Source organism: Herbaspirillum sp. C7C8 (genome assembly GCF_022627875.1).
Lineage (GTDB): Bacteria > Pseudomonadota > Gammaproteobacteria > Burkholderiales > Burkholderiaceae_D > Herbaspirillum.
The window spans coordinates 457,629-479,388 of sequence record NZ_JABXGG010000001.1; the positions used below are offsets into that span (position 1 = coordinate 457,629).

Here is a 21,760-nt window from a genome sequence, read left to right on the forward strand (position 1 = left end):
CCTCGGCTGCAGAGGGATGCGGCTGGCGGGGAAAGAAGCGTCAACCGTTGTTGACGACCAGTCGGGTCTGGTCCTTGCCGAAACGCTGCACGATGGACTGGGCAATGCCATCGGCATCGAGCCCGCATTGCGCCAGCAGTTGTGCGGCATCACCGTGATCGATGAAGCGATCCGGCAGGCCCAGGTGCAGCACCGGCTTGTTGATGCCGGCTGCGGCCAGTGCTTCGGAGACGGCCGCACCGGCGCCGCCCATGATGCAGCCCTCTTCCACCGTGACCAGCGCATCGTGGGAGGCGGCCAGTTGTTTGACCAGTTCCACGTCCAGCGGCTTGATGAAGCGCATGTTGGCCACCGTGGCATTGAGCTTGTCGCCCGCGCTCAGGGCGGGTGCCAGCAGGCTGCCGAAAGCCAGGATGGCGACATCCCGGCCCTGGCGGCGAATTTCGCCACGGCCCAGCGGCAGGGTCTCCAAGGTCTTCTCCACTGCCGCACCCACGCCTGCACCGCGCGGATAACGCACTGCGGCCGGGCCGGGATACTGATAGGCCGTAGAGAGCATCTTGCGGCACTCGTTCTCGTCAGAAGCGGCCATCACCACCATGTTGGGAATGCAGCGCAGGAAGGCCAGGTCATAGTTGCCGGCGTGGGTGGCACCATCGGCACCGACCAGACCGGCGCGGTCCAGGGCGAAGGTCACGTCCAGGTTCTGCAGGGCCACGTCATGGATCAACTGGTCGTAGGCGCGTTGCAGGAAGGTCGAGTAGATCGCCACCACCGGCTTCATGCCCTCGCAGGCCATGCCGGCGGCGAAGGTGACGGCGTGCTGTTCGGCGATGCCGACGTCGTAATAACGTTTCGGGAAGGTCTTCTCAAAGCCCACCATGCCCGAGCCCTCGCGCATGGCCGGGGTGATGCCGACCAGTTTTTCATCGGCGGCGGCCATGTCGCACAGCCATTGACCGAAGACCTGGGTATAGGTCAGCTTGCCGCCCGCGCTGGGCTTGATGCCTTCGCTGGGATTGAATTTGCCGGGACCGTGATAGAGCACCGGATCGGCCTCGGCCAGCTTGTAGCCCTGTCCCTTCTTGGTGACCACGTGCAGGAACTGCGGTCCCTTGAGCTGCTTCAGGTTCTGCAGCGTGGGGATGAGCGAATCGAGATCATGGCCATCGATGGGGCCGATGTAGTTGAAGCCGAATTCCTCGAACATGGTGGCCGGAACCACCATGCCCTTGGCGTGTTCTTCCAGACGTTTGGCCAGCTCCAGCACCGGGCCGGGCAGCACCGACTTGCCCACGTCGCGCGCCTTTGCGTAGAACTTGCCCGACATCAGGCGCGCCAGGTAGCGATTGAGCGCACCCACCGGCGGCGAGATCGACATGTCATTGTCGTTGAGGATCACCAGCAGGTTGATATCCTCATGCACGCCCGCATTGTTGAGCGCTTCGAAAGCCATGCCCGCAGTCATGGCGCCGTCGCCGATGACGGCAATCGCATGGCGGTCCGAACCCTGCGTCCTGGCCGCCAGCGCCATGCCCAGCGCGGCCGAGATGGAGGTCGAGGAATGCGCCGTGCCGAAGGTGTCGTATTGGCTTTCGATACGGCGCGGGAAGCCCGAGATGCCCTCCTGCTGGCGCAGCGTATCCATGCGGTCACGACGGCCGGTGAGGATCTTGTGCGGATAAGTCTGATGGCCCACGTCCCAGACGATGCGGTCTTCAGGGGTGTTGAAGACGTAATGCAGCGCGATGGTCAGCTCGACCGTGCCCAGGTTCGAAGACAAGTGGCCGCCGGTCTTGGAGACCGAGTCCAGCAGGAAACCGCGCAGCTCTTCGGCCAGCGGCTTCAATTGAGGGCGGGACAGGCGGCGCAGGTCGGCCGGGTCGTTGATGGTAGTGAGGAGCATCTGTTCTTACCGTGTTGGGATCTGAAGCCCGCGCCTGGCATATGCCGCGCGGTCCGTCTTCATGCCTGGGTTGTGTCGGTGATCGGGTCGCTCAAGTCTTTCTCTGCACGATCAGGTCGGCCAGCTCGCGCAGGCGGCGCGCCTTCTCGCCAAAGGGCAGCAGCGCCGCATGCGCGTTGCCGCGCAGTTTCTCGGCCAGCGCCTGAGATTCGGCCAGGCCCAGGATCGAGACATAGGTCGGCTTGTTGTCGGCCGCATCCTTGCCCGCCGTCTTGCCCAGCGTGGCCGAGTCGGCGGTGGCATCAAGGATGTCATCGACCACCTGAAAAGCCAGGCCGATGGCGCGCGCATACTCGTCCAGCGCGGCGCTCTCGTCGGCCGTCAGGGCCTTGCCGCCCAGCGCGCCCAGCAGCACGGCTGCGCGCAGCAGGGCACCGGTCTTGAGGCGGTGCATCTGTTCCAGTTCGGCCAGCGACAGGGTCATGCCGACGCTGGCCAGGTCAATCGCCTGGCCGCCGCACATGCCCACCGAACCGGCCGCCTGGGCCAGCAGGTTGACCATGCGCAGCTGGCGCGCCGAAAGACCGGGATCGTGCTGGCCGAGTTCGGCCTCCAGTGGCGCCGACAGGGTCTCGAAAGCCTGTGCCTGCAGGGCATCACCGACCAGCAGCGCAGTCGCTTCGTCGTACTGCACGTGCACGGTAGGCTTGCCGCGGCGCAGGGCATCGTCATCCATGCAGGGCATGTCGTCATGCACCAGCGAATAGACGTGGATCATCTCGACTGCAGCCGCAGCCCGGTCCAGCAGCACGCGCGGCGTGGCGAAGATGTCTCCGGCCGCGTAGACCAGCAGCGGGCGCACCCGCTTGCCGCCCTCCATGGCAGTGTAGCGCATGGCTTCGTGCAGGCGCGCCGGCACTACCGAAGTCGGCGCCAGGAAGCGGTCCAGCACGTCTTCCATGCCACCCTGCACCTGACCAGTCCAGTCGGCAAAAGCTAGCGGGGCCTGCGCGCTGGCGGCCGGCATCTGTGCATTCATCAATCGTCCCCGGCGGAAGCGTCCGCTGCGTTGAAGGGCTTGAGCATGTCGCCCTCGAGCAGCTTGACCTGGCTGTCCACCTTCTCGAGCTGACCGGCACAGAACTTGACCAGTTCGGAACCGCGCTTGTAGGCGGCCACCGAGGCTTCCAGCGGCAGCTCGCCGGCTTCCATGCGGGCCACGAGCTGTTCCAGCTCCTTCATCGCGTCCTCGAAGGAGACAGGCAGGGCCCCGGCCGCCGCAGAGGCAGCAGCAGAGGATGCAGCAGCAGAGGTTCTAGGCATATCGACCCATTCAAAAATTCAGCCGGGTATTTTAGAACAAACCGGCGATCCCCAAGTCAATGAAGGGCGTGGAAATGTCGGTGCATTTCGAGCCGAGCTTGTAAATTCGGCCAATTTACTGGCATTTTGGCCACAAAACCCGGCCCCTTATGGGGGTTTTATGGCATAATCCACGGTTCTGTCCAAAATTTCCTCTTCATATTATTTGAACACAGGTTTTTGCGGATTTTCTTCCTTAGGTTGGTGCAAATTAATTTGGGGGCGGAAATGTCCGATCTTGCTACTTTTGCCAAATTGGCGCGTTCAAACGCGCAACTTCCAGTCCACGTCTACTTCGACGAACCGCTCCATCAGCGGGAACTGAAACAACTCTTCCAGCAAGGACCTCGTTACGTCGGCCATGAGCTGATGGTGCCCGAAGCGGGTGACTATGCCACGCTGCCGTGGGAAAACGAAGGCCGCATGCTGGTGCGCAATGCGCAGGGTATTGAACTGCTGTCCAACGTGTGCCGTCACCGCCAGGCCAAGATGCTCGATGGTCGCGGCCATGCTGCCAACATCGTCTGTCCCCTGCATCGCTGGACCTACGATCTGAAGGGCGAACTGATCGGCGCGCCGCATTTCGGCGAGACGCCGTGCATGAACCTGTCCAAGACTGCGCTGCAAAGCTGGAACGGGCTGCTGTTCGAGAACAACGGCGTCAACATCGCCGACAAGCTCAAACACCTGGGTGTGACGCGCGATCTGGATTTCTCGGGCTATCTGTACGACCACACCGAAGTGCACGAGTGCGACTACAACTGGAAGACCTTCATTGAGGTCTATCTGGAGGATTACCACGTCGAGCCCTTCCATCCTGGCCTGGGCAACTTCGTGAGCTGCTCCGATCTGAAGTGGGAATTCGGCCGCGACTACAGCGTCCAGACCGTGGGCGTGAACCACGGCCTGATCAAGTCCGGCTCGCCCACCTACGCCAAGTGGCAGGAAAAGCTGCTGCAGTTCTCCAACGGCAAGCCGCCCAAGTACGGCGCCATCTGGTTGACGCTCTACCCCAACATCATGGTGGAGTGGTATCCGCACGTGCTGGTGGTGTCCACGCTCTGGCCGACCGGTCCGCAGAAGACCACCAATGTGGTGGAGTTCTACTATCCGGAAGAGATCGCCCTCTTCGAACGCGAACTGGTGCAAGCCGAGCGCGCCGCCTACATGGAGACCTGCGTCGAGGATGACGAGATCGCCCAGCGCATGGATGCCGGTCGTCGTATACTGATGGATCGCGGCACCAGCGAAGTCGGTCCCTACCAGTCGCCCATGGAAGACGGCATGCAGCACTTCCACGAGTGGTATCGCCAGCAGCTGGACGTGCCGCAGGGAACCAGCACACCATAACCAGGCCCACAGGCCGCGCAGGGGGAAAGCAGATGCAGGCAACGCGGCAAGCTCACGACGGACGCAATCTGCGTCGTCATTGTCCGCCGCCCTCGCCCGACCTCTGCTCCTGCTGCACAACGGCAGCCCCGGTTCACGCCGGGGCTGCCGTTTTCTTTGGCACCGGCGCCTGCCCGGCTCTTACTGCCTGCGCCTTGCTCCCTCTCCCCTCACTCTACTGAACCGCCGCCATGCAATCGCTCTGGATGCTCGTTGCCTCATTCCTCTTTGCCGTCATGGGTGCGTGCGTCAAGCTCGCCAGCAGTTACTACTCGACGTCGGAGATCGTGCTCTGCCGGGGCGTGATCGGCGTGCTCTTCATCCTCGGCCTGATCCGTGTGCGCGGCGGCACGCTGCGCACCCCCTTCCCGCGCGATCACTTCATCCGCGGCGGCGTGGGCGTGATCTCGTTGTGGATGTGGTTCTACTCCTTCAGCCTGCTGCCGGTGGCGACGGCGACGACGCTGAACTACATGTCCTCGATCTGGATCGCGGTGATGCTGTTCGTGGCCGGCTGGTGGCAGGGACAGAAGAAATTTGAATGGGGACTGGCCGGCACGGTAGCGCTGAGCTTCCTGGGCGTGGCACTCTTGATGCGGCCTTCGCTCAATGCCGAGCAGTTGCTGGGCGGTGCCATCTCGCTGGCCTCCGGCGTACTCTCGGCACTGGTGTACCTGCAGGTGCGCAAGCTGGGACTGCTGGGGGAACCGGAGTACCGCGTGGTGTTCTACTTTTCTGCCACCGGCGTTCTGGCCGGTCTGATCGGTAGCGTGGTGACCGGCCGCGTACCGCTATGGCACAGCCATTCCTGGATCGGTGCACTGCTGGTGCTCATGATAGGCTTGACGGCCACCACCGCGCAGATTGCCATGACGCGCGCCTACCGGCTCGGCAATACGCTGGTCACCGCCAACCTGCAATACACCGGCATCGTCTTTTCCAGCCTCTTCGGGGTGCTGATCTGGGGCGACGCGCCGGGCTGGATCGGCTGGCTGGGCATGGCCATCATCCTGGCCAGCGGCATGTTGGCCACCTATCGCAACCAGCGCAAGACTCAGGCGCTGGCCAGGAACGTTCCCAAGGTGGACCCGATCGCCACCGAAGTGTGAATCACCGAATCCTGCCCGTCTGCAGGGCCTATGAACAAAAGGAGAGCCTCATGACCTATCAGACCCTCATCAGCGCCAGCGAGCTGAAGTCGCGCGCGCAATATCTGAACATTGTTGTCGTGGATTGCCGTCACGACCTGAGCAACCCCGCCTTCGGCCGCGAAGCCTACGCTGCCGGCCACCTGCCGCAGGCACGCTTTGCCCATCTGGATGAGTTGCTCTCCGGTCCCAAGACCGATGCCGCCGGGCGCTTCCACGGTCGCCATCCGCTGCCGGACCGTCAGCAGTTCGTGCAGGCCATGCGCGAGCTGGGCATCAACAACGACACCCAGGTGGTGGCCTATGACGCCCAAGGCGGCATGTATGCCGCGCGCCTGTGGTGGCTGCTGCGCTGGATCGGCCATAGCGACGTGGCCGTACTCGATGGCGGCATGGCGGCCTGGCAGGCACTGGGCGAGACCCTCACCAGCGAGATACCTGGACCGGCGGTGCCCGGCAACATCCAGGATCTCTCCTCGCTGGTAAAGACGGTGGATGCGCAAACCCTGCTGGACAATCTCAAGAGCCAGACGCTGCAGGTGGTCGATGCACGCGCACCGGACCGCTTCCGCGGCGAGAACGAAACCATCGATGCCGTGGGCGGCCATATCCCGGGCGCGAAGAATCGCTTCTTCAAGGACAACCTGCAAGCCGATGGTCACTTCAAGAGTGCCGCGCAATTGCGCGAGGAATGGCTGTCGGTGCTGGGTGACCCGCAGGCCGCAGTGATGCAGTGCGGCTCGGGCGTGACAGCCTGCCACAACCTGCTGGCGCTGGAAGTGGCGGGCTTGCCAGGGGCGCATTTGTATCCGGGCTCGTGGAGCGAATGGAGTTCCGATCCGCAGCGCCCGGTGGCCACAGGCCACTGACAGGCGCAGCCAGCGGTCCCGGGCGAACGTGTGCCTGGTGCGAACGCCGAAGCAGGCGCCGCTGGCCCGCCCAAGACCACTATCGTACGTTGGCAGCCGCCGCGCCGTCATCGACGCGGCGCGAGCCGGCCAGCAGCAGCGGGTTGATGATGAGCACGATCTGCCCGTCTCCCAGCACGGTGGCACCGACCATGCCGGACAGCGTAGCTACCTGCGGCCCGACCGGCTTGACCACCACTTCGCGGTTGCCGCTGACGTGATCGGCCATGATGACCATCAGTTCATCGCCGTTCTTGATGAGCAAGGCAAAGGCCGAATCCGCTTCACCACTGCCTGGCGGCGACACCGGCGGCGGCTCGTCCAGCAGGCTGTGCAGTGGATGCAGCGCCAGTTGCCGGCCATTGACCTCCAATGCGCGCTGCGCCAACGCCTGGCGCGCCTGTTGGCTGCGCAGCTGGATCACGCTGTCGATGAGGGTGGAGGGGATGGCGTACTGCTGCTGCCCGTGATGCAGCAGGCAGACCTGCTGCACCGCCAGCGACAGCGGCAGATAGAGCGTGAAGAGCACGCCCTGCCCCGGCCACGAATGCACGGTGATGCGCCCGCCCAGCGCGGCCACTTCGGCGCGCACCACATCCATGCCGATGCCGCGCCCGGCCAGGGCCGAGACCTGAGCGCTGGTGCTGAAGCCGGGTTCGAAGATCAGCTCGGCCAGGCGCGCCTCGCTCCAGTGCTCCACGCCGGGCAGACCACGTTGCAGCGCCTTGCGGCGAATGGCGGCGAGGTCCAGGCCGTGGCCATCGTCGCGCACGCGAATGACGGCTTCATTGCCTTCGTGCCCGGCCTGGATGCGCAGGTGGCCGCTGGTCGGCTTGCCGGCCGCGCGGCGCAAGGGCGCCTCCTCGATGCCGTGTACGGCGGCATTGCGCAGCAGGTGTTCCAATGGCCCCATGAGGCGCTCCAGGATGGCGCGGTCGATCTGCAGGCGGCAGTCCGACAGGTCCAGCGCCAGGGGCTTGCCGGTTTCGGCCGCGACCTGGCGCGCCAGGTGCTGCATGCGAGGCTCCATGCTGTTGAACTTGACCATGCGTGCATGAATAAGCTCCTGTTGCAGCTCACGCGTGGTGCGACCTTGCAGCCGCAGCCCTTCCCGGGTTTTCATCACCCGCTGCAACAACTGCTTCTGGCGCGCCATGGCGGCCGCCAGGGCTGCTTCCATGACCTGGGCCAGCTCGCTCAGGCCTGCACTGGCGTCACCTCGGGGGACCAGGCTGCCCTGCTCCCAGCCGCGCTGCCAGCGCCGCAACTGCCGGGCCAGGGAGTCCAGTTCTTCACCAAGTACGCGGGCATCGCCCTGCAGGGCGCCTATTTCATTGTCCAGCTGGGCACGGCTGATCGACACTTCACCCACCTGGTTCAGCAGCCTGTCCAGCACGGTGGTGCGGATACGTACCAGCGGCGCAGTCAGCCGTCCCTCGGCGGCCTTGCTGCCCGGCGCGGGGGCGGGCATGGTCGCGCTGGTGGCAGCACCGGGCAGGGCAACCAGGCCCTGTTCCAGGATGCTGAAATGTTCTACCGCCTGGTCATACAGGGCCAGCAAGGCAGCCACGCTGCGCGGCGCAGGACTACCGGGGCTGCCCAGCCGTTGCAAGGCGCCTTCCATGTCATGCAGGCAGCGGCTCAGGTGCAGTGCCCCCACCATGCGCGCGCTGCCCTTGAGCGTATGCAGGGGACGCGCCAGTTCGGCCAGCAGACTGCTCTCGACGGCATCGGGATGCTCGCCCTCGGGCAGCACCAGCAAGGTCTCGCCGATGCCGGCGATGAGCTCTTGCGCCTCCTCCAGGAACACCGGCAGCAGCACCGGATCGATGACTTCGGGCGGCAAGCGGGTCGCCGGCGTCAAGGCTCCGTCCAACTGGGCTGACAGGGTCTGGATGCCGGCTTCGATGAGATCTTGCAGGCCCGCCTGTACACCAGCCTCGCTGCAGTGCTGCAGCTGTTGCAGCAGGCCCGAGGCCGACTCGGCAAAGACGCTGGCGCCGCTGTTGGCGGCGTAATCGCGCAGCGCCGCCAGCGTACGCAAGACCAGGGCGGGCAGTCGCGGCGCACCGTCTCCCTGACCGAGGCGGGCGGCCCAGGCGGCGCTTTGCTGGCGCACGATCACCAGCAGCGGACGCAAGGTCTCGCGCAAGCGTTCGTCAACGCCGCCCGGGCGTACGTCGGCTGAGGTGACGACCGAGGAAGGGCACTGGGCGGCTGGCATGTCGTGTCCGGTGATCATGGGCGGCAATCGGGGTCAAGTCACCTTGATGCGGAAGCGCGAGACCGAGCTTTCCAGCTGGCGGGCGGCATCCCACAATTCTTCATACAGCGTGGACACCTGCTCGCGGCTCTGCTCGATGATGTCGTTCTCGCGCAGGATGCCCTGGATCTGCTGGGCCACGCCATTGGCCGACACCGCCTGCCCGCGGGTGGATACGGCCATGCCCTGGATCAGTTCGGCCAGGCGCTTGGAGACGCTGCGGATATCGGCCAGGGCACTGCCGGCTGCATCCGACAGCACGGCACCATCAGTGACACCGGTGGTGGATTTTTCCATCGCCACCACGACGTCGCGGGTATCGGCCTGGATCATCCTGACCAGCGCGCCGATTTCGCGCGTGGCGGCACTGGAGCGCTCGGCCAGGTGCTGCACTTCCTCGGCCACCACCGAGAAGCCGCGCCCGGCCTCGCCTGCCGAGGCGGCCTGGATGGCGGCATTGAGCGCGAGCACATTGGTGCGCTCGGTAATGTCGGAAATGAGCTCGGTGATCTCCCCGATCATCTGCGACGAGGCTCCCAAGCGCTTGATGCGCTCGGAGGTCTCGCGGATCTGCTCTCCGATGCCGTCCATGGCCTTGACCGCATCTTCCACCGCGCGCGCGCCACGCTCGGCCACCACCACGGCGTGGCGGGCGACATCGGCGGATTCGTCGGCCGAGACCGAGATACCGGTGATGTGATTGGACATTTCCAGCATGGCCTGGGCGATGCGCTGGATGCGCCGCGCCTGGGCCCGCGCGGCGGCGCCCAGCTCGGTGGTGGTGCCGCGCACATGTTCGGAACTGTGCGCCACCTTGGCGGCCATCTGCGTGACCTGCTCGACCAGTCCGCGCAGGGCTTCGACGGTGTAGTTGACGGAATCGGCGATGGCTCCGGTGACATCGTCCGATACCGTGGTATGCACCGTCAGGTCGCCATCGGCCACGCGCTGCAGCTCGGTCATCAGGCGCAGCACGGCAGCCTGGGTCAGGTGGTTGGCGCGCATGGCCTTTTCTTCTTCCTGCTGGGCCAGCTGACGCTGCAGCTCGGCCTCCTGGCGCCGCAGCTCGGCGGCGGCGGCGTTGTTGCGGCTGCTCTGCAACTGCACCAGGGCAATCCCGATGGCACTCAAGAGTGCCAGCGCCATCGCGCAGAGCACCGCCCAGAAGGTCCAGGAACGCGCTTTCAGGGCCACCCGGTAGGCTTCCTGCAGGTCGGTCAGATGGCGCTTGAGGGTCTCGTTTTCAGTGAAGACCAACTGCTCGGAACGCTTGGCCGCGATGAAATTCTGCAGATTGCCCAGAATGCCGGTGACCTGCGGCTGGTAATCGCCGAAGACCCGCGTGAGGTCCTGCAGCTTGGTACGCAGGTCGGGATCGCTGGCAGCCCGCAGGCGCAGCATGTCGTTGCCCTCCAGCAGACTCTTGAGCAGATCGCCGAAGGCGGTGATGTCCTTGCCGAGCATGAAGGCGGTTTCGGCGTTGACGCCATCGGAGGTGAGGAACTTATTGGAGCTGCGACCCAGGCGCAGGGTCAGCATCACCAGTTGGCTGGCAGCGGTCATCTCGCGCGTGGTCGGGCGGCCCTGGGACTGCAGCATGGCGATCTGCTCGCTCAGGTCCAGCATGACCGGCAGCAGTTCGTTGAGCCGCTTCAGGGTGGTGCCAAACCCGGTCAGTTCCCTTTCCATGCCGAGGATGGTCTCGGCCGCCAGGTCGGTACGGCGCCACAGACGTGCCACGTTCTCCAGCGCCGGCTTGAGGGCAGGATCAGGCAGGCCGATATTTTGTCCCTGGTAGGGCCCGCCGCTGCTGAGCAACAGCAGCCCGCGGTTGAATTCGAGACGGCTCTGCGCCAGTTGCACAAAGGCCTGTGGATTGCCCTGTATGGCATTGGGCACGGCCTTGCCGATGCGCTGGGAGTGCATCACCAGGTCCGATGCCAGATTGGTCTGCAGGGTGGCCAGCAGATACAGGCGCGCTCCCAGCCACATGAACAGGCACAGCGCGGCCAGCGACAGCGCCAGCACGCCCAGCAGCACCCGGGTCTGGGTGCGCAGTGAATAACGATGCAGCCAGGGCAGGCGCAGACCGCTGCCAGGCGGCACGGCAGGCCGCCTGGCAGCGGCCACGGCATTCTTTTTCGACAGAGACGGCAAGGTCGGTTCCATGGCCGGTGTTCCTATTCCCTCTTGGCAGATCTCGAAGATCTTTCGGATTTCTCAGGTATTTCAGGTATTCGTATTGCCCGCACTGCTGATCCGGCGACCCGCTGCTAGCGGCCGATCTGCAGGAAACGGCTATCCTGGATCAACTGCGACAGGTCCAATTCATCCCATTGCTGACCACTGTTGTCTTTATAACGTCCGTTGATGCCCGGTAACGCGATTTCCGTCTCGAAGTTTTTCGATATTCGCGTCATTTCTGTGATGTCTCGCAGGCCCAGGACGCGTGAGAGCAGCAAAGCGCAATGGGGTGCCAGGCCATCGGCCAGCAGCAAGGCATGACTACCGCGCCCGATTTCCTGCAATGCGGCCTCGGCCAGTCCCATGAGGTCAGCCAGGCCGATGAGACTGCCGCGGATGTTGAGCAGACCGAGAAACCACGCCTGCGTGGCCGGGACGGGCGTGACGGGCAGGCCGGCCAGCGGGACGATCTCGCCGGCCTGGGCCAGCGGTATCAGATAGTGCTGCTCGCCCATGGCCACCGCCAGGCGGCGCGAGCGCATGCTTTCATTGTCGGACGCGGCCATGCGCGTGATCAGCGAGGCCTGGAACTGCTCCAGCCCCTCGCGCTCCTGCAGGCCGGGCGAATCGCAGACGGGGGCTGCATCGATGACGAAATCCTTGGTGTGTGGCATACCAGCCTCATGTGACAGTTGGAAAAGGCCATGTCATCCGGCACGCCCGGCATGGGCGATGCGCACGCACGCCATACCGCTCCGGCGGCGCGATGGCGTGGCTGGACTCAATGACAAGACCGTTGGGGGAGGTTGCCTCACGGCGGACGGGCGGACATCTGTGCGTCCTGTTTCCGGTCACGCAGGCAAAGCTGGTACTGGAGGAGATTTTACCCAGAAAAGTTCACCGTTTTTCCAGCGGGCAAAGGGCCTGCACCACCAGGCAGAAAAAATGATGGGAAAACGAGACGAACCCGTGAGATTGGGAGAGTTTGATCCACATCAAATCCCGCCCAGCAGGAAAAAAGAGCGGTGTACGGCGCCTCTTCGGGTGAAGGAGACGCCGCCAGCGCAGCGCCAGGAGCCTGGCGCCGGTGCGCGTTGCCGAAACCGTCGGCGGCGGTCATTGCGTTCAGGCGGCGATCAGATCGCCACCATCTCGAAATCTTCCTTGCGGGCGCCACATTCCGGGCAGGTCCAGTTGATGGGGACGTCGTCCCAGCGGGTGCCTGGGGCGATGCCTTCTTCGGGCAGGCCTGCTTCTTCGTCGTAGATCCAACCACAGATCAGGCACATCCAGGTTTTGAATTCGGTTTGGCTGCTATTCGTCACGGCTGACTATCCCTAAAATCAATCAAGTAAAATGCTAAGTCAGCTATCTTAATCTACTCGACGTGCAAAACCAAACTCCTCCCCTCATCCTCAGCTTCGGCGCCGCCGATCCGGTCGGCGCCACGGGCGTGCAGGCCGATCTCGCCACTTTCGCCGCCATGGGCTGCCACGGTTTGTCGGTGGTGACGGCTTTGCTCATCGGCGACACCGCCCGCGTCGAAGACGTGCAGGTGGTCGACGTGGACTGGGTCGCCGACCAGGCCCGCGTGATCCTCGAAGACATGGCCGTGGCCGCCTTCAAGGTGGGCGCCCTGGGCAGTATCGAGAACATCTCGGTGATTGCCGAGATCGTCTCTGACTACCCCGACGTTCCGCTGATCCTGGACCCGTTCATCAGCGCCCTGGCCAATCAGGAGGACGAGGATGACCGCCTGATTGCCATCCGCGAACTGCTGATCCCGCAGGCCACCGTACTGATCTGCTCGGCCGGCGAGCTTACCCGCCTGGCCGAGACCTGGCGCGAACCGGTGCCGGGCGATGCGCTCGAACTGGACGCCATGCACATCATCGAGATGGGCTGCGAATACCTGCTGGTGACCAATACCCAGACCGACCTGCAGGAAGTGGCCAATTCGCTCTTCGACGAATCCGGCCTGGTGCGCCAGGATGCCTGGCCGCGCCTGCCCGGCTCCTTCGTCGGTGCCGGCAGCACGCTCTCGGGCGCCATGGCGGCCATGCTGGCCAATGACCTGGAAGTGCCGCTGGCAGCTTCCGAGGCGCAGGAGTTCACCCTGGCCGCGCTGGCCAATGCCCAGCGTATCGGCATGGGCAAGCTGCTGCCCGACCGCTATTTCTGGGCGCGCGAATCGGAGGATCCCGCCGATCTGGACGCGCCGCCCTCCATCAACTGATCTGATCCACGAATCCGGACTCGACTCCGCAAGCTCATGACCAAGACCAATGCAACCCTGTTCGCCCGCGCCCAGCAAAGTACGCCGGGCGGCGTCAACTCCCCGGTACGTGCCTTCCGCTCGGTAGGCGGCACGCCGCGCTTCATCGAACGCGCCGAAGGCCCCTGGTTCTGGGATGCCGAAGGCCAGCGCTACATCGACTACATCGGCTCCTGGGGCCCGGCCATCGTCGGCCACGCCCATCCGGAAGTGGTCAAGGCGGTGCAGCTGGCGGCCGCGCGCGGCCTGTCCTTTGGCGCGCCGACCGAGGCCGAGATCGAGATGGCCGAGGAAATCATCAAGCTGGTCCCCTCCATCGAACAGATCCGCCTGGTCTCCTCCGGCACCGAAGCCACCATGAGCGCGCTGCGCCTGGCCCGTGGTGCCACCGGTCGCGACAAGATCATCAAGTTCGAAGGCTGCTATCACGGCCACGCCGATTCCCTGCTGGTCAAGGCCGGCAGCGGCTTGCTGACCTTCGGCAATCCGACCTCGGCCGGGGTGCCGGAAGATTTTGCCAAACACACCCTGGTGCTGGACTACAACAATGCCCAGCAGCTGGAAGAAGCCTTCAAGACTGCCGGCAACGAAATCGCCTGCGTGATCGTGGAACCGGTGGCCGGCAACATGAACCTGGTGCGGGCCACCGACGAATTCCTGCGCACCATGCGCCGCCTGTGTACCGAATACGGCGCCATCCTGATCTTCGATGAAGTGATGTCCGGTTTCCGCGTGGCCCGTGGCGGCGCCCAGGAATTGAATGGCATCGTCCCCGACCTGACGGCGCTGGGCAAGGTGATCGGCGGCGGCCTGCCGGTGGCGGCCTTCGGCGGTCGTGCCGAGGTGATGAAGCATCTGGCGCCGCTGGGCGGGGTCTATCAGGCAGGCACGCTGTCGGGCAACCCGGTCACCGTGGCGGCCGGCATGGCGACCCTGAAGATCATCCAGCAGCCCGACTTCTACGAACTCCTGGCAGCACAGACCCGCAAGCTGACCGATGGCCTGAGCGCGGCGGCCAAGGCGGCTGGTGTGCGTTTTGCCGCCGATGCGATTGGCGGCATGTTCGGCCTGTACTTCGATACCAAGGTGCCGACCAGCTATGCCGAGGTGATGCAGGGCGACAAGGAGCGCTTCAACCGCTTCTTCCACAAGATGCTGGATGCGGGCGTGTACTTTGCACCGTCGGCCTTCGAGGCTGGCTTCGTATCGGCCCAGCACAGCGATGCCATCATCGAGGAAACCATCGCCGCTGCGGCAAAAGCCTTCACTGAATTGGGGTAAGGCGAACAAGGGCTTTTGCGGCGTCCAGGAACAGACGTCGGGAAGGCCCGCCGGACGGTGGCCCCAGGCCGATATGAAGATTCAAGACATGAAAAAAGGACGCCGAGGCGTCCTTTTTCTTCATCTCCCCGCAAACCAGCATGGTACGGGGAGTCTGGCGGCACTTACACCGAGAAGGAAGAGCCGCAACCGCAAGTGGTCGTGGCGTTCGGATTCTTGATGACGAATTGCGCGCCTTCCAGGTCGTCCTTGTAGTCGATCTCGGCGCCCACCAGATACTGGTAGCTCATCGAGTCGATCAACAGCTGGACGCCGTTCTTGCTCATGGTGGTGTCGTCTTCGTTGACGATTTCATCGAAGGTGAAACCGTACTGGAAACCCGAGCAACCACCACCCTGCACGAAGACGCGCAGTTTCAGGTCGGGATTGCCTTCTTCCTCGATCAGCTGGGCCACCTTGGCGGCTGCGCTGTCGCTGAAGTTGATCGGGGCGGGCATGTCGGTTTGTTGCAGTTCGGCTGCGGCATTCATTTCGGGCTCCTGCTGGGCTTGAGGCGGATCAATACATTAGATCGATAAAGCCATTATAAGCGCTTGCGGATTTTCATGCTTCCGACGATACGGCCAGCTTCAGCATGGGCGTCTCCGCCTGCTGGTCATGGCTGAGCTTGCCCGACACCAGGGCCCCGCCGTGCATCTCCAGGGCCTTGTAGAAGACGTTGCCGGTAATGCGAGCCTTGGGCTGCAGCTCCAGCAGTTCGGTGGAGTGGACGTCGCCAATGATCTCGCCATTGACGATCAGATGCGCGGCACGCACCTCGCCGATCACCTTGGCGTGTTCCGAGATGACCAGCACGCTGGGCTGACCGCTCTCGGCATTGATGTTGCCGGTAATGGTGCCGTCAATGCGCAGGCCGCCCTTGAAACCGACGTCGCCCGTGATGCTGGTGGACATGCCGATGAGGCTGTCGATCGTGCTCTTGGTCTTGCGTGTAAACATGGAATCACCTCACAGATCTACCGACTGCTGGGCACGCACCTGGCCGCGGTCGAGAACTCGGACCGCCACCGATTTAACGATGGCGCCCTCGGGAATGGTCAGCAGGCCTTCGACCCGCTGATAGTACTTGAATGCGAGCCGGTAGCGCGCCTGGTCAGTGGCATTGCTCTCCGGAAAGTTGATGGTAACACCTTTGCCGCCCTGCACCATATTGACACTAAGCTGTAGGTTTCCTGCAAACTGTTGCGTTCCCCCACCACCCTGCATGACCAGCACGCGATAGCGTACCTGGTTGGGCGCCGCCTGTTCGGCCTTGAAGCGCTGGATGGTGATGCCGGGCGCGCCCAGGTTGGTGGGCAGCAGGCTGTCGAAGAAAGCCAGGTCTTCCTTCTGACGGTTGTTTTCCGCCTCCAGGTTCTTGACCTGGGTCGCCAGGGTGGCCTGCGCCGTCTGGGCAATCTTCAATTCATTTTGCGACGCGTTGGCGGCGGATTGCAAGCGCTCATTTTCGGCGCTCAACTTCTTGACCTGCTCGCTCAACTGCTCGATCTGCTCGCTGGCATCGCCGGCATCGGCCTGCAGGCCCGGCAGGTTGTTGCGGCCGAGCTGGTAGGTCCAGACCGCCGCCGCCGCACCCACGCCCACCACGGCAGCCCACAGAAGGATCATCAGCGGCCAGGGCAGGTGCCGCTTGATGGTCATCTTCGGCGCTGAAATCGTCATGCGCCGACGCCACAAGCGGTACTTCACGGCAGGACCGGGACCTGCTGCAGGCCGGTGGTTTCTTCCAGCCCGAACATCAGGTTCATGCACTGCACGGCCTGACCGGAAGCGCCCTTGACCAGGTTGTCCTGGACCACCAGCACCACCACGGTATCGCCATTGTCCGGACGATGCACGGCCAGGCGCAGCATGTTGGAGGCGCGCGTGGTGCGGGTCTCGGGATGCGATCCGAAGGGCAGCACATCGACGAAGGGCTCATCCTTGTAAGCCTCCTCGAACAGGGCCTGCAGGGCGGCGTTGTCGATGTCCTTGTTCAGACGCGCGTAGAGGGTGGAGTGCATGCCACGGATCATCGGCACCAGGTGCGGAGTGAACAGCAGGCCCACCTTGTCACTGGTCAGGTGCGAGAGGCGTTCGATGGTTTCGGGCGAGTGGCGATGGCCGGAGACGCCATAGGCCTTGAAGTTGTCGGAAGCTTCCGAGAACAGCAGGCTCAGTTCAGCCTTGCGGCCAGCGCCGGAAACGCCGGACTTGCAGTCGGCGATCAGGTGCGAGGCATCGATCACGCCGGCCTTCAAGAGCGGGGCAAAGCCCAGCTGCATGGTGGTCGGATAGCAACCCGGGTTGCCCACCACGCGCGCCTTGCGGATGGCTTCGCGGTTCAGTTCGGGCAGGCCGTAGGCGGCTTCCTTCAACAGGTCTGTGCAGCTGTGCGGCAGCTTGTACCACTTCTCGAAGGCGGCCACGTCCTGCATGCGGAAGTCGGCAGCAAGGTCGATCACCTTCACACCGGCGGCCACCAGTTCCGGGGCCTGGGCCATGGCCACGCCGTGCGGGGTGGCGAAGAAAACCACGTCACAGTCGGTCAGGCGCGCCTTGTCGGGCGAAGAGAAGGCCACGTCCACGCGGCCGCGCAGGGAAGGATACATCTCGGCCACCGGCATGCCGTCTTCCTTGCGCGAGGTCACGGCTTCCACCCGGGCCTGGGGGTGCGTGGCAAAAATACGCAGCAATTCGACACCGGTGTAACCGGTTCCGCCAACGATACCTACCTTGATCATGTCTGTTCCTTGCGAAAAAAAGCGAAGAAATACGCCGTGGCGGATGAGCGCTGCAGGTACGCGCATCGACTGCATCGACCCCATCGCGACATCACACGCCGGAAAGCTTTCAATTCTAGCAGGAGAATATTTCCCCCTGATTTCCCATTGGGAAGTTATTTCCGTAAATAGCCGGAATACTCGTCACAATGCGAGACGCGCTGTCGGTACCGCCCCTTGCGGCAAAGCAGGCAGGCAAGAAAGCAAAAAGCCGTCGGCAGCATGCCGACGGCTTTCCGTAATGCAGGAAACGATTAACGCTTCGAGAATTGCTTTGCGCGACGTGCCTTGCGCAGACCAACCTTCTTACGTTCGACTTCACGCGCGTCACGGGTGACGAAGCCTGCGTTGGACAGAGCCGACTTCAGGCCTGCATCGTAATCGATCAGAGCGCGGGTGATGCCGTGGCGAACAGCGCCGGCCTGGCCGGACTCGCCGCCACCGTGGACGTTCACCTTGATGTCGAAACGTTCGACGTTGCCGGTCAGTTCCAGCGGCTGACGGATCACCATCAGGCCGGTTTCGCGGGAGAAGTATTCAGCGGCGGGCTTGCCATTGACGATGATGTTGCCCGAACCTGCCTTGATGAAAACACGCGCCACTGCACTCTTGCGACGGCCGGTTCCGTAATTGTAGTTACCGATCATGTCTGTTCCTTAGAGGGCGAGGGGTTTCGGTTGCTGGGCCGAGTGCGGATGGTTGCCATCTGCATAGACCTTCAGCTTCTTGATCATGGCGTAGCCCAGCGGACCCTTGGGCAGCATGCCCTTGACGGCCTTCTCCAGCGCACGGCCGGGGAAACGCTGCTGCATCTTCAGGAAGTTGGTTTCGTAGATGCCGCCCGGATAACCGCTGTGGCGGAAATAGGTCTTTTCAGTGGCCTTGGTGCCGGTCACGCGCAGCTTGCCTGCGTTGACGACGACGATGAAGTCACCGGTATCGACGTGCGGAGTGAATTCGGGTTTGTGCTTGCCGCGCAGTCGGAGTGCCACTTCGCTGGCAACACGTCCGAGGACCAAGTCCGTCGCGTCAATCACGAACCACTCGCGCTGAACCTCATGGGCTTTAGCGGAAAAGGTCTTCATGTTTGACTTTCTCTATCAGTATATAAACGCTCAAATGGCGGTTCCGCTCATGCGGGCCAGCCGGCCGATGCCTGCTGTCCTTGCTGCTTCGCTTTGCGGACTCATCCTTCTATCTTCCCGAGCGCATGGGAAAGCCGGCAAGTATAGCCTTTTCAAGGACTTAGCGTCAAAAGGTTTCGCGGGATTGTGGCGGCGATCCGGCAATTTTCCCGGGTTTTATCGCGGGAAGGCGGCATTTCGTTGCCGCCGGAGCAACTTTGCATCGTGCTTTGACCGAGTTTGCCGGAAAAAAGACAAAAAAAACCCGGACACTGAGGTTCCGGGTTTAATCCACACCAATGAGGAGGGTGGAGGAGACATCGTTACGTGCTGCAAAAACTTCCGTTGAATTCAATATAGCAAAGCGGTTTGTGCGACGCAATAACGCGCAGCGAATAAATTTGTAACTGTCTGCAAGCGGCATCACTACTGAGTTACAAGTTGCCGAAAGCGCAGTGGAAATGCGATAGATGAATAATAATTCGACAATTTTTCCGCAGCGCAAAAATCATGAAGCTTCACATGCCCTCCCCTGCACTGGCTGCGGGCGCGCGCATCAAAAGCTACAATACGCAGCTTCATGGAACCGATTGGGACGATACAGATGGAATGCACAGTACGTTGGACCGGCTTGTCCGGCATGACCTTCACGGCGGAAACCGGTTCGGGCCACCTGCTGACGATGGATGGCGCGCCCGATGGCGGCGGCCGCAACCTGGCGCCGCGTCCGATGGAAGTGGTGCTGGCCGGCACCGGCGGCTGCACCGCCTATGACGTGGTGGTGATCCTGCGCAAGAGCGGCCAAGACGTGCGCGGCTGCGACGTGACCCTGAAGTCGGAACGTGCCGAGACCGATCCCAAGGTCTTCACCAAGATTCATTTCCACTTTACCGTGCGTGGCCGCAACCTGAAGACCAATGTGGTCGAGCGCGCCATCAAGCTGTCCCACGACAAGTACTGCTCGGCCTCGATCATGCTGGAGAAGACGGCCGAGATCACGCACTCCTTCGAGATCATCGACGACCTGACCGATACCTCCTCGGCGGCCGCCCAGCAGCAGTAAGGTCCGGTATTGGATGCAGCAAGAAAAAAAGCGGCCGGGGCCGCTTTTTTCATGTCCGCCACGCCTGTGGCGATCCGATATCAGATCCGGTAAGCGACCGTGGTCATGACCTTGGCCATGGCCTTCATCATCCCGCGCACCGGAGCCGGCACTTCGGCCGCCCCCAGATCACGTGCGGCCTGGCCGTGTTCGATTTCATCCAGGCGCATCTGGTCGACGATGGCGCGCGAGCGGTTGTCCTGGGCCGGCAGCTTGTCCAGGTGGCCCAGCAGGTGGTGCTCGACCTGGCGTTCGGTCTCGGAGACGAAGCCCAGGTTGCGCGCATCCCCCAGCCGTGCCGCAATACTGCCCAGTACATAGGCCCCGCCATACCACAGCGGATTGAGCAGACTGGTATGTGAACCCAGCTCACGCAGGCGTTCGGCAGTCCAGGCCAGGTGATCCTCTTCCTCAATGCCTGCGCGCCGGAAGGCTTGCTTGATATCCTCGGTCTGGGCAAACCGGCCCTGGGCATCGTAGAGCGCCTGGGCACAGACCTCCCCAACGTTGTTGACCCGCATCAGCCCGGCCGCGTGGCGCTTCTCGGCCTCGTTCATGACACCGTCCGGCAGGCCGCGCCCCGGGTTGGGACGGCTCTCGAACACCACGCCGTTGATCACGCGCAGCGCCTTGTCGAAATCGGTAATCAGTTCATCGACGAATTGCATACAGCTCGCCTTTCTTTCGTTGTGATGGACAGCCCGGCCCTTGCAGTCGGAAGCCGGGGACGAAGCAACACGGCTGATCCGCGAAGCAGACCAGACTCTGTCAGACCATCTTCCAGTGGATCTGTTCGCCCGCCGACAGCGGCACCACGGTGGCCTCGCCCATGGGCAGCTCGGCCGGGATGGCCCAGGTCTCGCGCTTCAGGGTGACGGTGCCGGTGTTGCGCGGCAGGTTGTAGAAGTCCGGACCGTTGAAGCTGGCGAAGGCCTCGAACTTGTCCAGCGCACCGGCGCTGTCGAAGGCCTGGGCATACAGCTCCAGCGCGTGCAGCGCGGTGTAGCAGCCGGCACAGCCACAGGCGTGCTCCTTGGCGCCCTTGGCATGCGGCGCCGAATCGGTGCCGAGGAAGAACTTGTCATTGCCCGAGGTCGCTGCCGCCACCAGTGCCTTGCGATGGGTCTCGCGCTTCAAGACCGGCAGGCAGTAGTAGTGCGGACGAATGCCGCCCTTGAAGATCTCGTTGCGGTTGAACAGGAGGTGGTGCGCGGTGATGGTGGCCGCCGTCGGGCCCTCACCGGCCAGTACGTAGTCGGCCGCTTCCTTGGTGGTGATGTGCTCGAAGACCACCTTCAGCTCCGGCATGGCCTGACGCAGCGGCTTCATGATGCGCTCGATGAAGACGGCTTCGCGGTCGAACAGGTCGATCTCGGGGTCGGTCACTTCACCGTGAACCAGGAAGGGCATGCCCACTTCCTGCAGCACTTCCAGGGTCTTGTAGCACTTGGAGAGATCGGTCACGCCGGCATCCGAATTGGTGGTGGCGCCGGCCGGATAGAGCTTCACGGCCTTGACGAAGCCGCTTTCCTTGGCACGGCGGATTTCCTCGGGCGGGGTATTGTCGGTCAGGTAGAGCACCATCAGCGGCTCGAAGTCCATGCCGGCGGGCAAGGCCGCCAGGATGCGATCGCGATACGCACCGGCTTGCGCGGTGGTGGTCACCGGCGGCTTCAGGTTGGGCATGACGATGGCGCGGGCGAACTGGCGTGCGGTATGCGGCAGCACGTCCTGCATGGTGGCGCCGTCGCGCAGGTGCAGGTGCCAGTCGTCCGGGCGGGTGATGGTCAATACGTTGCTCATTGCGATGCTCTTTCGGTCTTGGAGTGGGGGGCAGTCTCAGTGTCTGGCAAGGCATCCCGGCGGATGCGGGCTGTGGAGAGCCAGCCGCGATGTCTTCAAGGGCGACATTCTACCGTAGCCGTCAAGCACCCCGGGAGCAAGCCCTGACCCGCTTTTGACCTGGCACAAACGACAAGGGCCGCCCCGTTGCCGG

The 21,760-nt window shown here is 63.4% G+C and carries 21 protein-coding genes; 6 read left to right on the forward strand and 15 right to left on the reverse strand.

Annotated elements, in window-relative coordinates:
* Nucleotides 1-40: 40 nt before the first annotated feature.
* The 3 genes from dxs to HWE01_RS02055 all read right to left on the reverse strand — a co-directional run bounded on the left by dxs (nucleotide 41) and on the right by HWE01_RS02055 (nucleotide 3,229).
* Nucleotides 41-1,906, reverse strand: coding sequence for a 1-deoxy-D-xylulose-5-phosphate synthase (gene dxs, locus HWE01_RS02045; RefSeq protein ID WP_008331873.1), 1,866 nt, complete (start codon nucleotides 1,904-1,906; stop codon nucleotides 41-43).
* A gap of 91 nt (nucleotides 1,907-1,997) precedes the next feature.
* On the reverse strand, nucleotides 1,998-2,945 hold the full coding sequence (locus tag HWE01_RS02050; protein WP_034350971.1) for a polyprenyl synthetase family protein: 948 nt from the start codon (nucleotides 2,943-2,945) through the stop codon (nucleotides 1,998-2,000).
* A complete protein-coding gene (locus HWE01_RS02055) occupies nucleotides 2,945-3,229 on the reverse strand; it encodes an exodeoxyribonuclease VII small subunit (RefSeq protein ID WP_241820972.1) in 285 nt (94 codons plus the stop codon). Before HWE01_RS02055 ends, HWE01_RS02050 begins: the two co-directional genes overlap by 1 nt.
* A 267-nt stretch (nucleotides 3,230-3,496) precedes the next feature.
* Here HWE01_RS02055 and HWE01_RS02060 point away from each other — a divergent pair, with 267 nt between their 5' ends.
* The 3 genes from HWE01_RS02060 to HWE01_RS02070 all read left to right on the forward strand — a co-directional run bounded on the left by HWE01_RS02060 (nucleotide 3,497) and on the right by HWE01_RS02070 (nucleotide 6,674).
* Nucleotides 3,497-4,618: an aromatic ring-hydroxylating oxygenase subunit alpha gene (locus tag HWE01_RS02060; protein ID WP_034350972.1), complete on the forward strand. Its 1,122-nt coding sequence runs from the start codon at nucleotides 3,497-3,499 to the stop codon at nucleotides 4,616-4,618.
* 230 nt (nucleotides 4,619-4,848) lie between these two features.
* A complete protein-coding gene (locus tag HWE01_RS02065; protein WP_008331881.1) occupies nucleotides 4,849-5,766 on the forward strand; it encodes a DMT family transporter in 918 nt (305 codons plus the stop codon).
* Nucleotides 5,767-5,816: 50 nt separating this feature from the next.
* Nucleotides 5,817-6,674: a sulfurtransferase gene (locus tag HWE01_RS02070; protein ID WP_241820973.1), complete on the forward strand. Its 858-nt coding sequence runs from the start codon at nucleotides 5,817-5,819 to the stop codon at nucleotides 6,672-6,674.
* Nucleotides 6,675-6,753: 79 nt separating this feature from the next.
* Here HWE01_RS02070 and HWE01_RS02075 read toward each other — a convergent pair whose 3' ends face one another.
* The 4 genes from HWE01_RS02075 to HWE01_RS02090 all read right to left on the reverse strand — a co-directional run bounded on the left by HWE01_RS02075 (nucleotide 6,754) and on the right by HWE01_RS02090 (nucleotide 12,449).
* A complete protein-coding gene (locus HWE01_RS02075) occupies nucleotides 6,754-8,937 on the reverse strand; it encodes a chemotaxis protein CheA (RefSeq protein WP_241820974.1) in 2,184 nt (727 codons plus the stop codon).
* Between the two features lie 33 nt (nucleotides 8,938-8,970).
* Nucleotides 8,971-11,145, reverse strand: a complete 2,175-nt coding sequence (locus tag HWE01_RS02080; protein WP_241820975.1) for a methyl-accepting chemotaxis protein — start codon at nucleotides 11,143-11,145, stop codon at nucleotides 8,971-8,973.
* A 104-nt stretch (nucleotides 11,146-11,249) separates the two neighbouring features.
* Nucleotides 11,250-11,834 carry a chemotaxis protein CheW gene (locus tag HWE01_RS02085; RefSeq protein WP_008331889.1) on the reverse strand — a complete coding sequence of 195 codons (585 nt, stop codon included), beginning with the start codon at nucleotides 11,832-11,834 and terminating at the stop codon, nucleotides 11,250-11,252.
* Between the two features lie 462 nt (nucleotides 11,835-12,296).
* Complete coding sequence (locus HWE01_RS02090) at nucleotides 12,297-12,449, reverse strand: rubredoxin (protein WP_006461975.1); 153 nt, start codon at nucleotides 12,447-12,449, stop codon at nucleotides 12,297-12,299.
* Between the two features lie 98 nt (nucleotides 12,450-12,547).
* On the opposite strand from HWE01_RS02090, the gene thiD reads away from it, so the two are divergent.
* Entirely contained in the window at nucleotides 12,548-13,396 is an 849-nt protein-coding gene (gene thiD, locus HWE01_RS02095; protein WP_008331894.1) for a bifunctional hydroxymethylpyrimidine kinase/phosphomethylpyrimidine kinase, read from the forward strand.
* A gap of 36 nt (nucleotides 13,397-13,432) precedes the next feature.
* The gene (hemL, locus tag HWE01_RS02100; protein WP_241820976.1) at nucleotides 13,433-14,716 is read left to right on the forward strand and encodes a glutamate-1-semialdehyde 2,1-aminomutase; all 1,284 of its coding nucleotides are present in this window, start codon (nucleotides 13,433-13,435) and stop codon (nucleotides 14,714-14,716) included.
* 164 nt (nucleotides 14,717-14,880) lie between these two features.
* Here the strand turns inward: hemL and erpA are convergent, their stop codons facing one another.
* From erpA to rplM, 6 genes are all read right to left on the reverse strand, one after another.
* Nucleotides 14,881-15,246 (reverse strand): iron-sulfur cluster insertion protein ErpA, encoded by a 366-nt coding sequence (gene erpA, locus HWE01_RS02105; protein ID WP_241820977.1) that lies wholly within the window; start codon nucleotides 15,244-15,246, stop codon nucleotides 14,881-14,883.
* A 73-nt stretch (nucleotides 15,247-15,319) separates the two neighbouring features.
* The gene (locus HWE01_RS02110) at nucleotides 15,320-15,715 is read right to left on the reverse strand and encodes a bactofilin family protein (RefSeq protein ID WP_008331899.1); all 396 of its coding nucleotides are present in this window, start codon (nucleotides 15,713-15,715) and stop codon (nucleotides 15,320-15,322) included.
* Nucleotides 15,716-15,724: 9 nt separating this feature from the next.
* Nucleotides 15,725-16,438 carry a DUF6776 family protein gene (locus HWE01_RS02115; RefSeq protein WP_008331900.1) on the reverse strand — a complete coding sequence of 238 codons (714 nt, stop codon included), beginning with the start codon at nucleotides 16,436-16,438 and terminating at the stop codon, nucleotides 15,725-15,727.
* A 23-nt stretch (nucleotides 16,439-16,461) separates the two neighbouring features.
* A complete protein-coding gene (argC, locus tag HWE01_RS02120; RefSeq protein ID WP_008331901.1) occupies nucleotides 16,462-17,499 on the reverse strand; it encodes an N-acetyl-gamma-glutamyl-phosphate reductase in 1,038 nt (345 codons plus the stop codon).
* Nucleotides 17,500-17,792: 293 nt separating this feature from the next.
* Complete coding sequence (gene rpsI, locus HWE01_RS02125; RefSeq protein WP_006461968.1) at nucleotides 17,793-18,185, reverse strand: 30S ribosomal protein S9; 393 nt, start codon at nucleotides 18,183-18,185, stop codon at nucleotides 17,793-17,795.
* Nucleotides 18,186-18,194: 9 nt separating this feature from the next.
* Nucleotides 18,195-18,623, reverse strand: a complete 429-nt coding sequence (gene rplM / locus HWE01_RS02130; protein ID WP_006461967.1) for a 50S ribosomal protein L13 — start codon at nucleotides 18,621-18,623, stop codon at nucleotides 18,195-18,197.
* A 643-nt stretch (nucleotides 18,624-19,266) separates the two neighbouring features.
* Between rplM and HWE01_RS02135 the strand changes: the two genes are divergently transcribed.
* Nucleotides 19,267-19,725: an OsmC family protein gene (locus HWE01_RS02135; protein WP_034350979.1), complete on the forward strand. Its 459-nt coding sequence runs from the start codon at nucleotides 19,267-19,269 to the stop codon at nucleotides 19,723-19,725.
* Nucleotides 19,726-19,805: 80 nt separating this feature from the next.
* Here HWE01_RS02135 and coq7 read toward each other — a convergent pair whose 3' ends face one another.
* Nucleotides 19,806-20,432, reverse strand: coding sequence for a 2-polyprenyl-3-methyl-6-methoxy-1,4-benzoquinone monooxygenase (coq7, locus tag HWE01_RS02140; RefSeq protein WP_008331904.1), 627 nt, complete (start codon nucleotides 20,430-20,432; stop codon nucleotides 19,806-19,808).
* A gap of 100 nt (nucleotides 20,433-20,532) precedes the next feature.
* A complete protein-coding gene (gene pyrC, locus HWE01_RS02145; protein ID WP_008331906.1) occupies nucleotides 20,533-21,567 on the reverse strand; it encodes a dihydroorotase in 1,035 nt (344 codons plus the stop codon).
* Nucleotides 21,568-21,760: the final 193 nt, after the last annotated feature.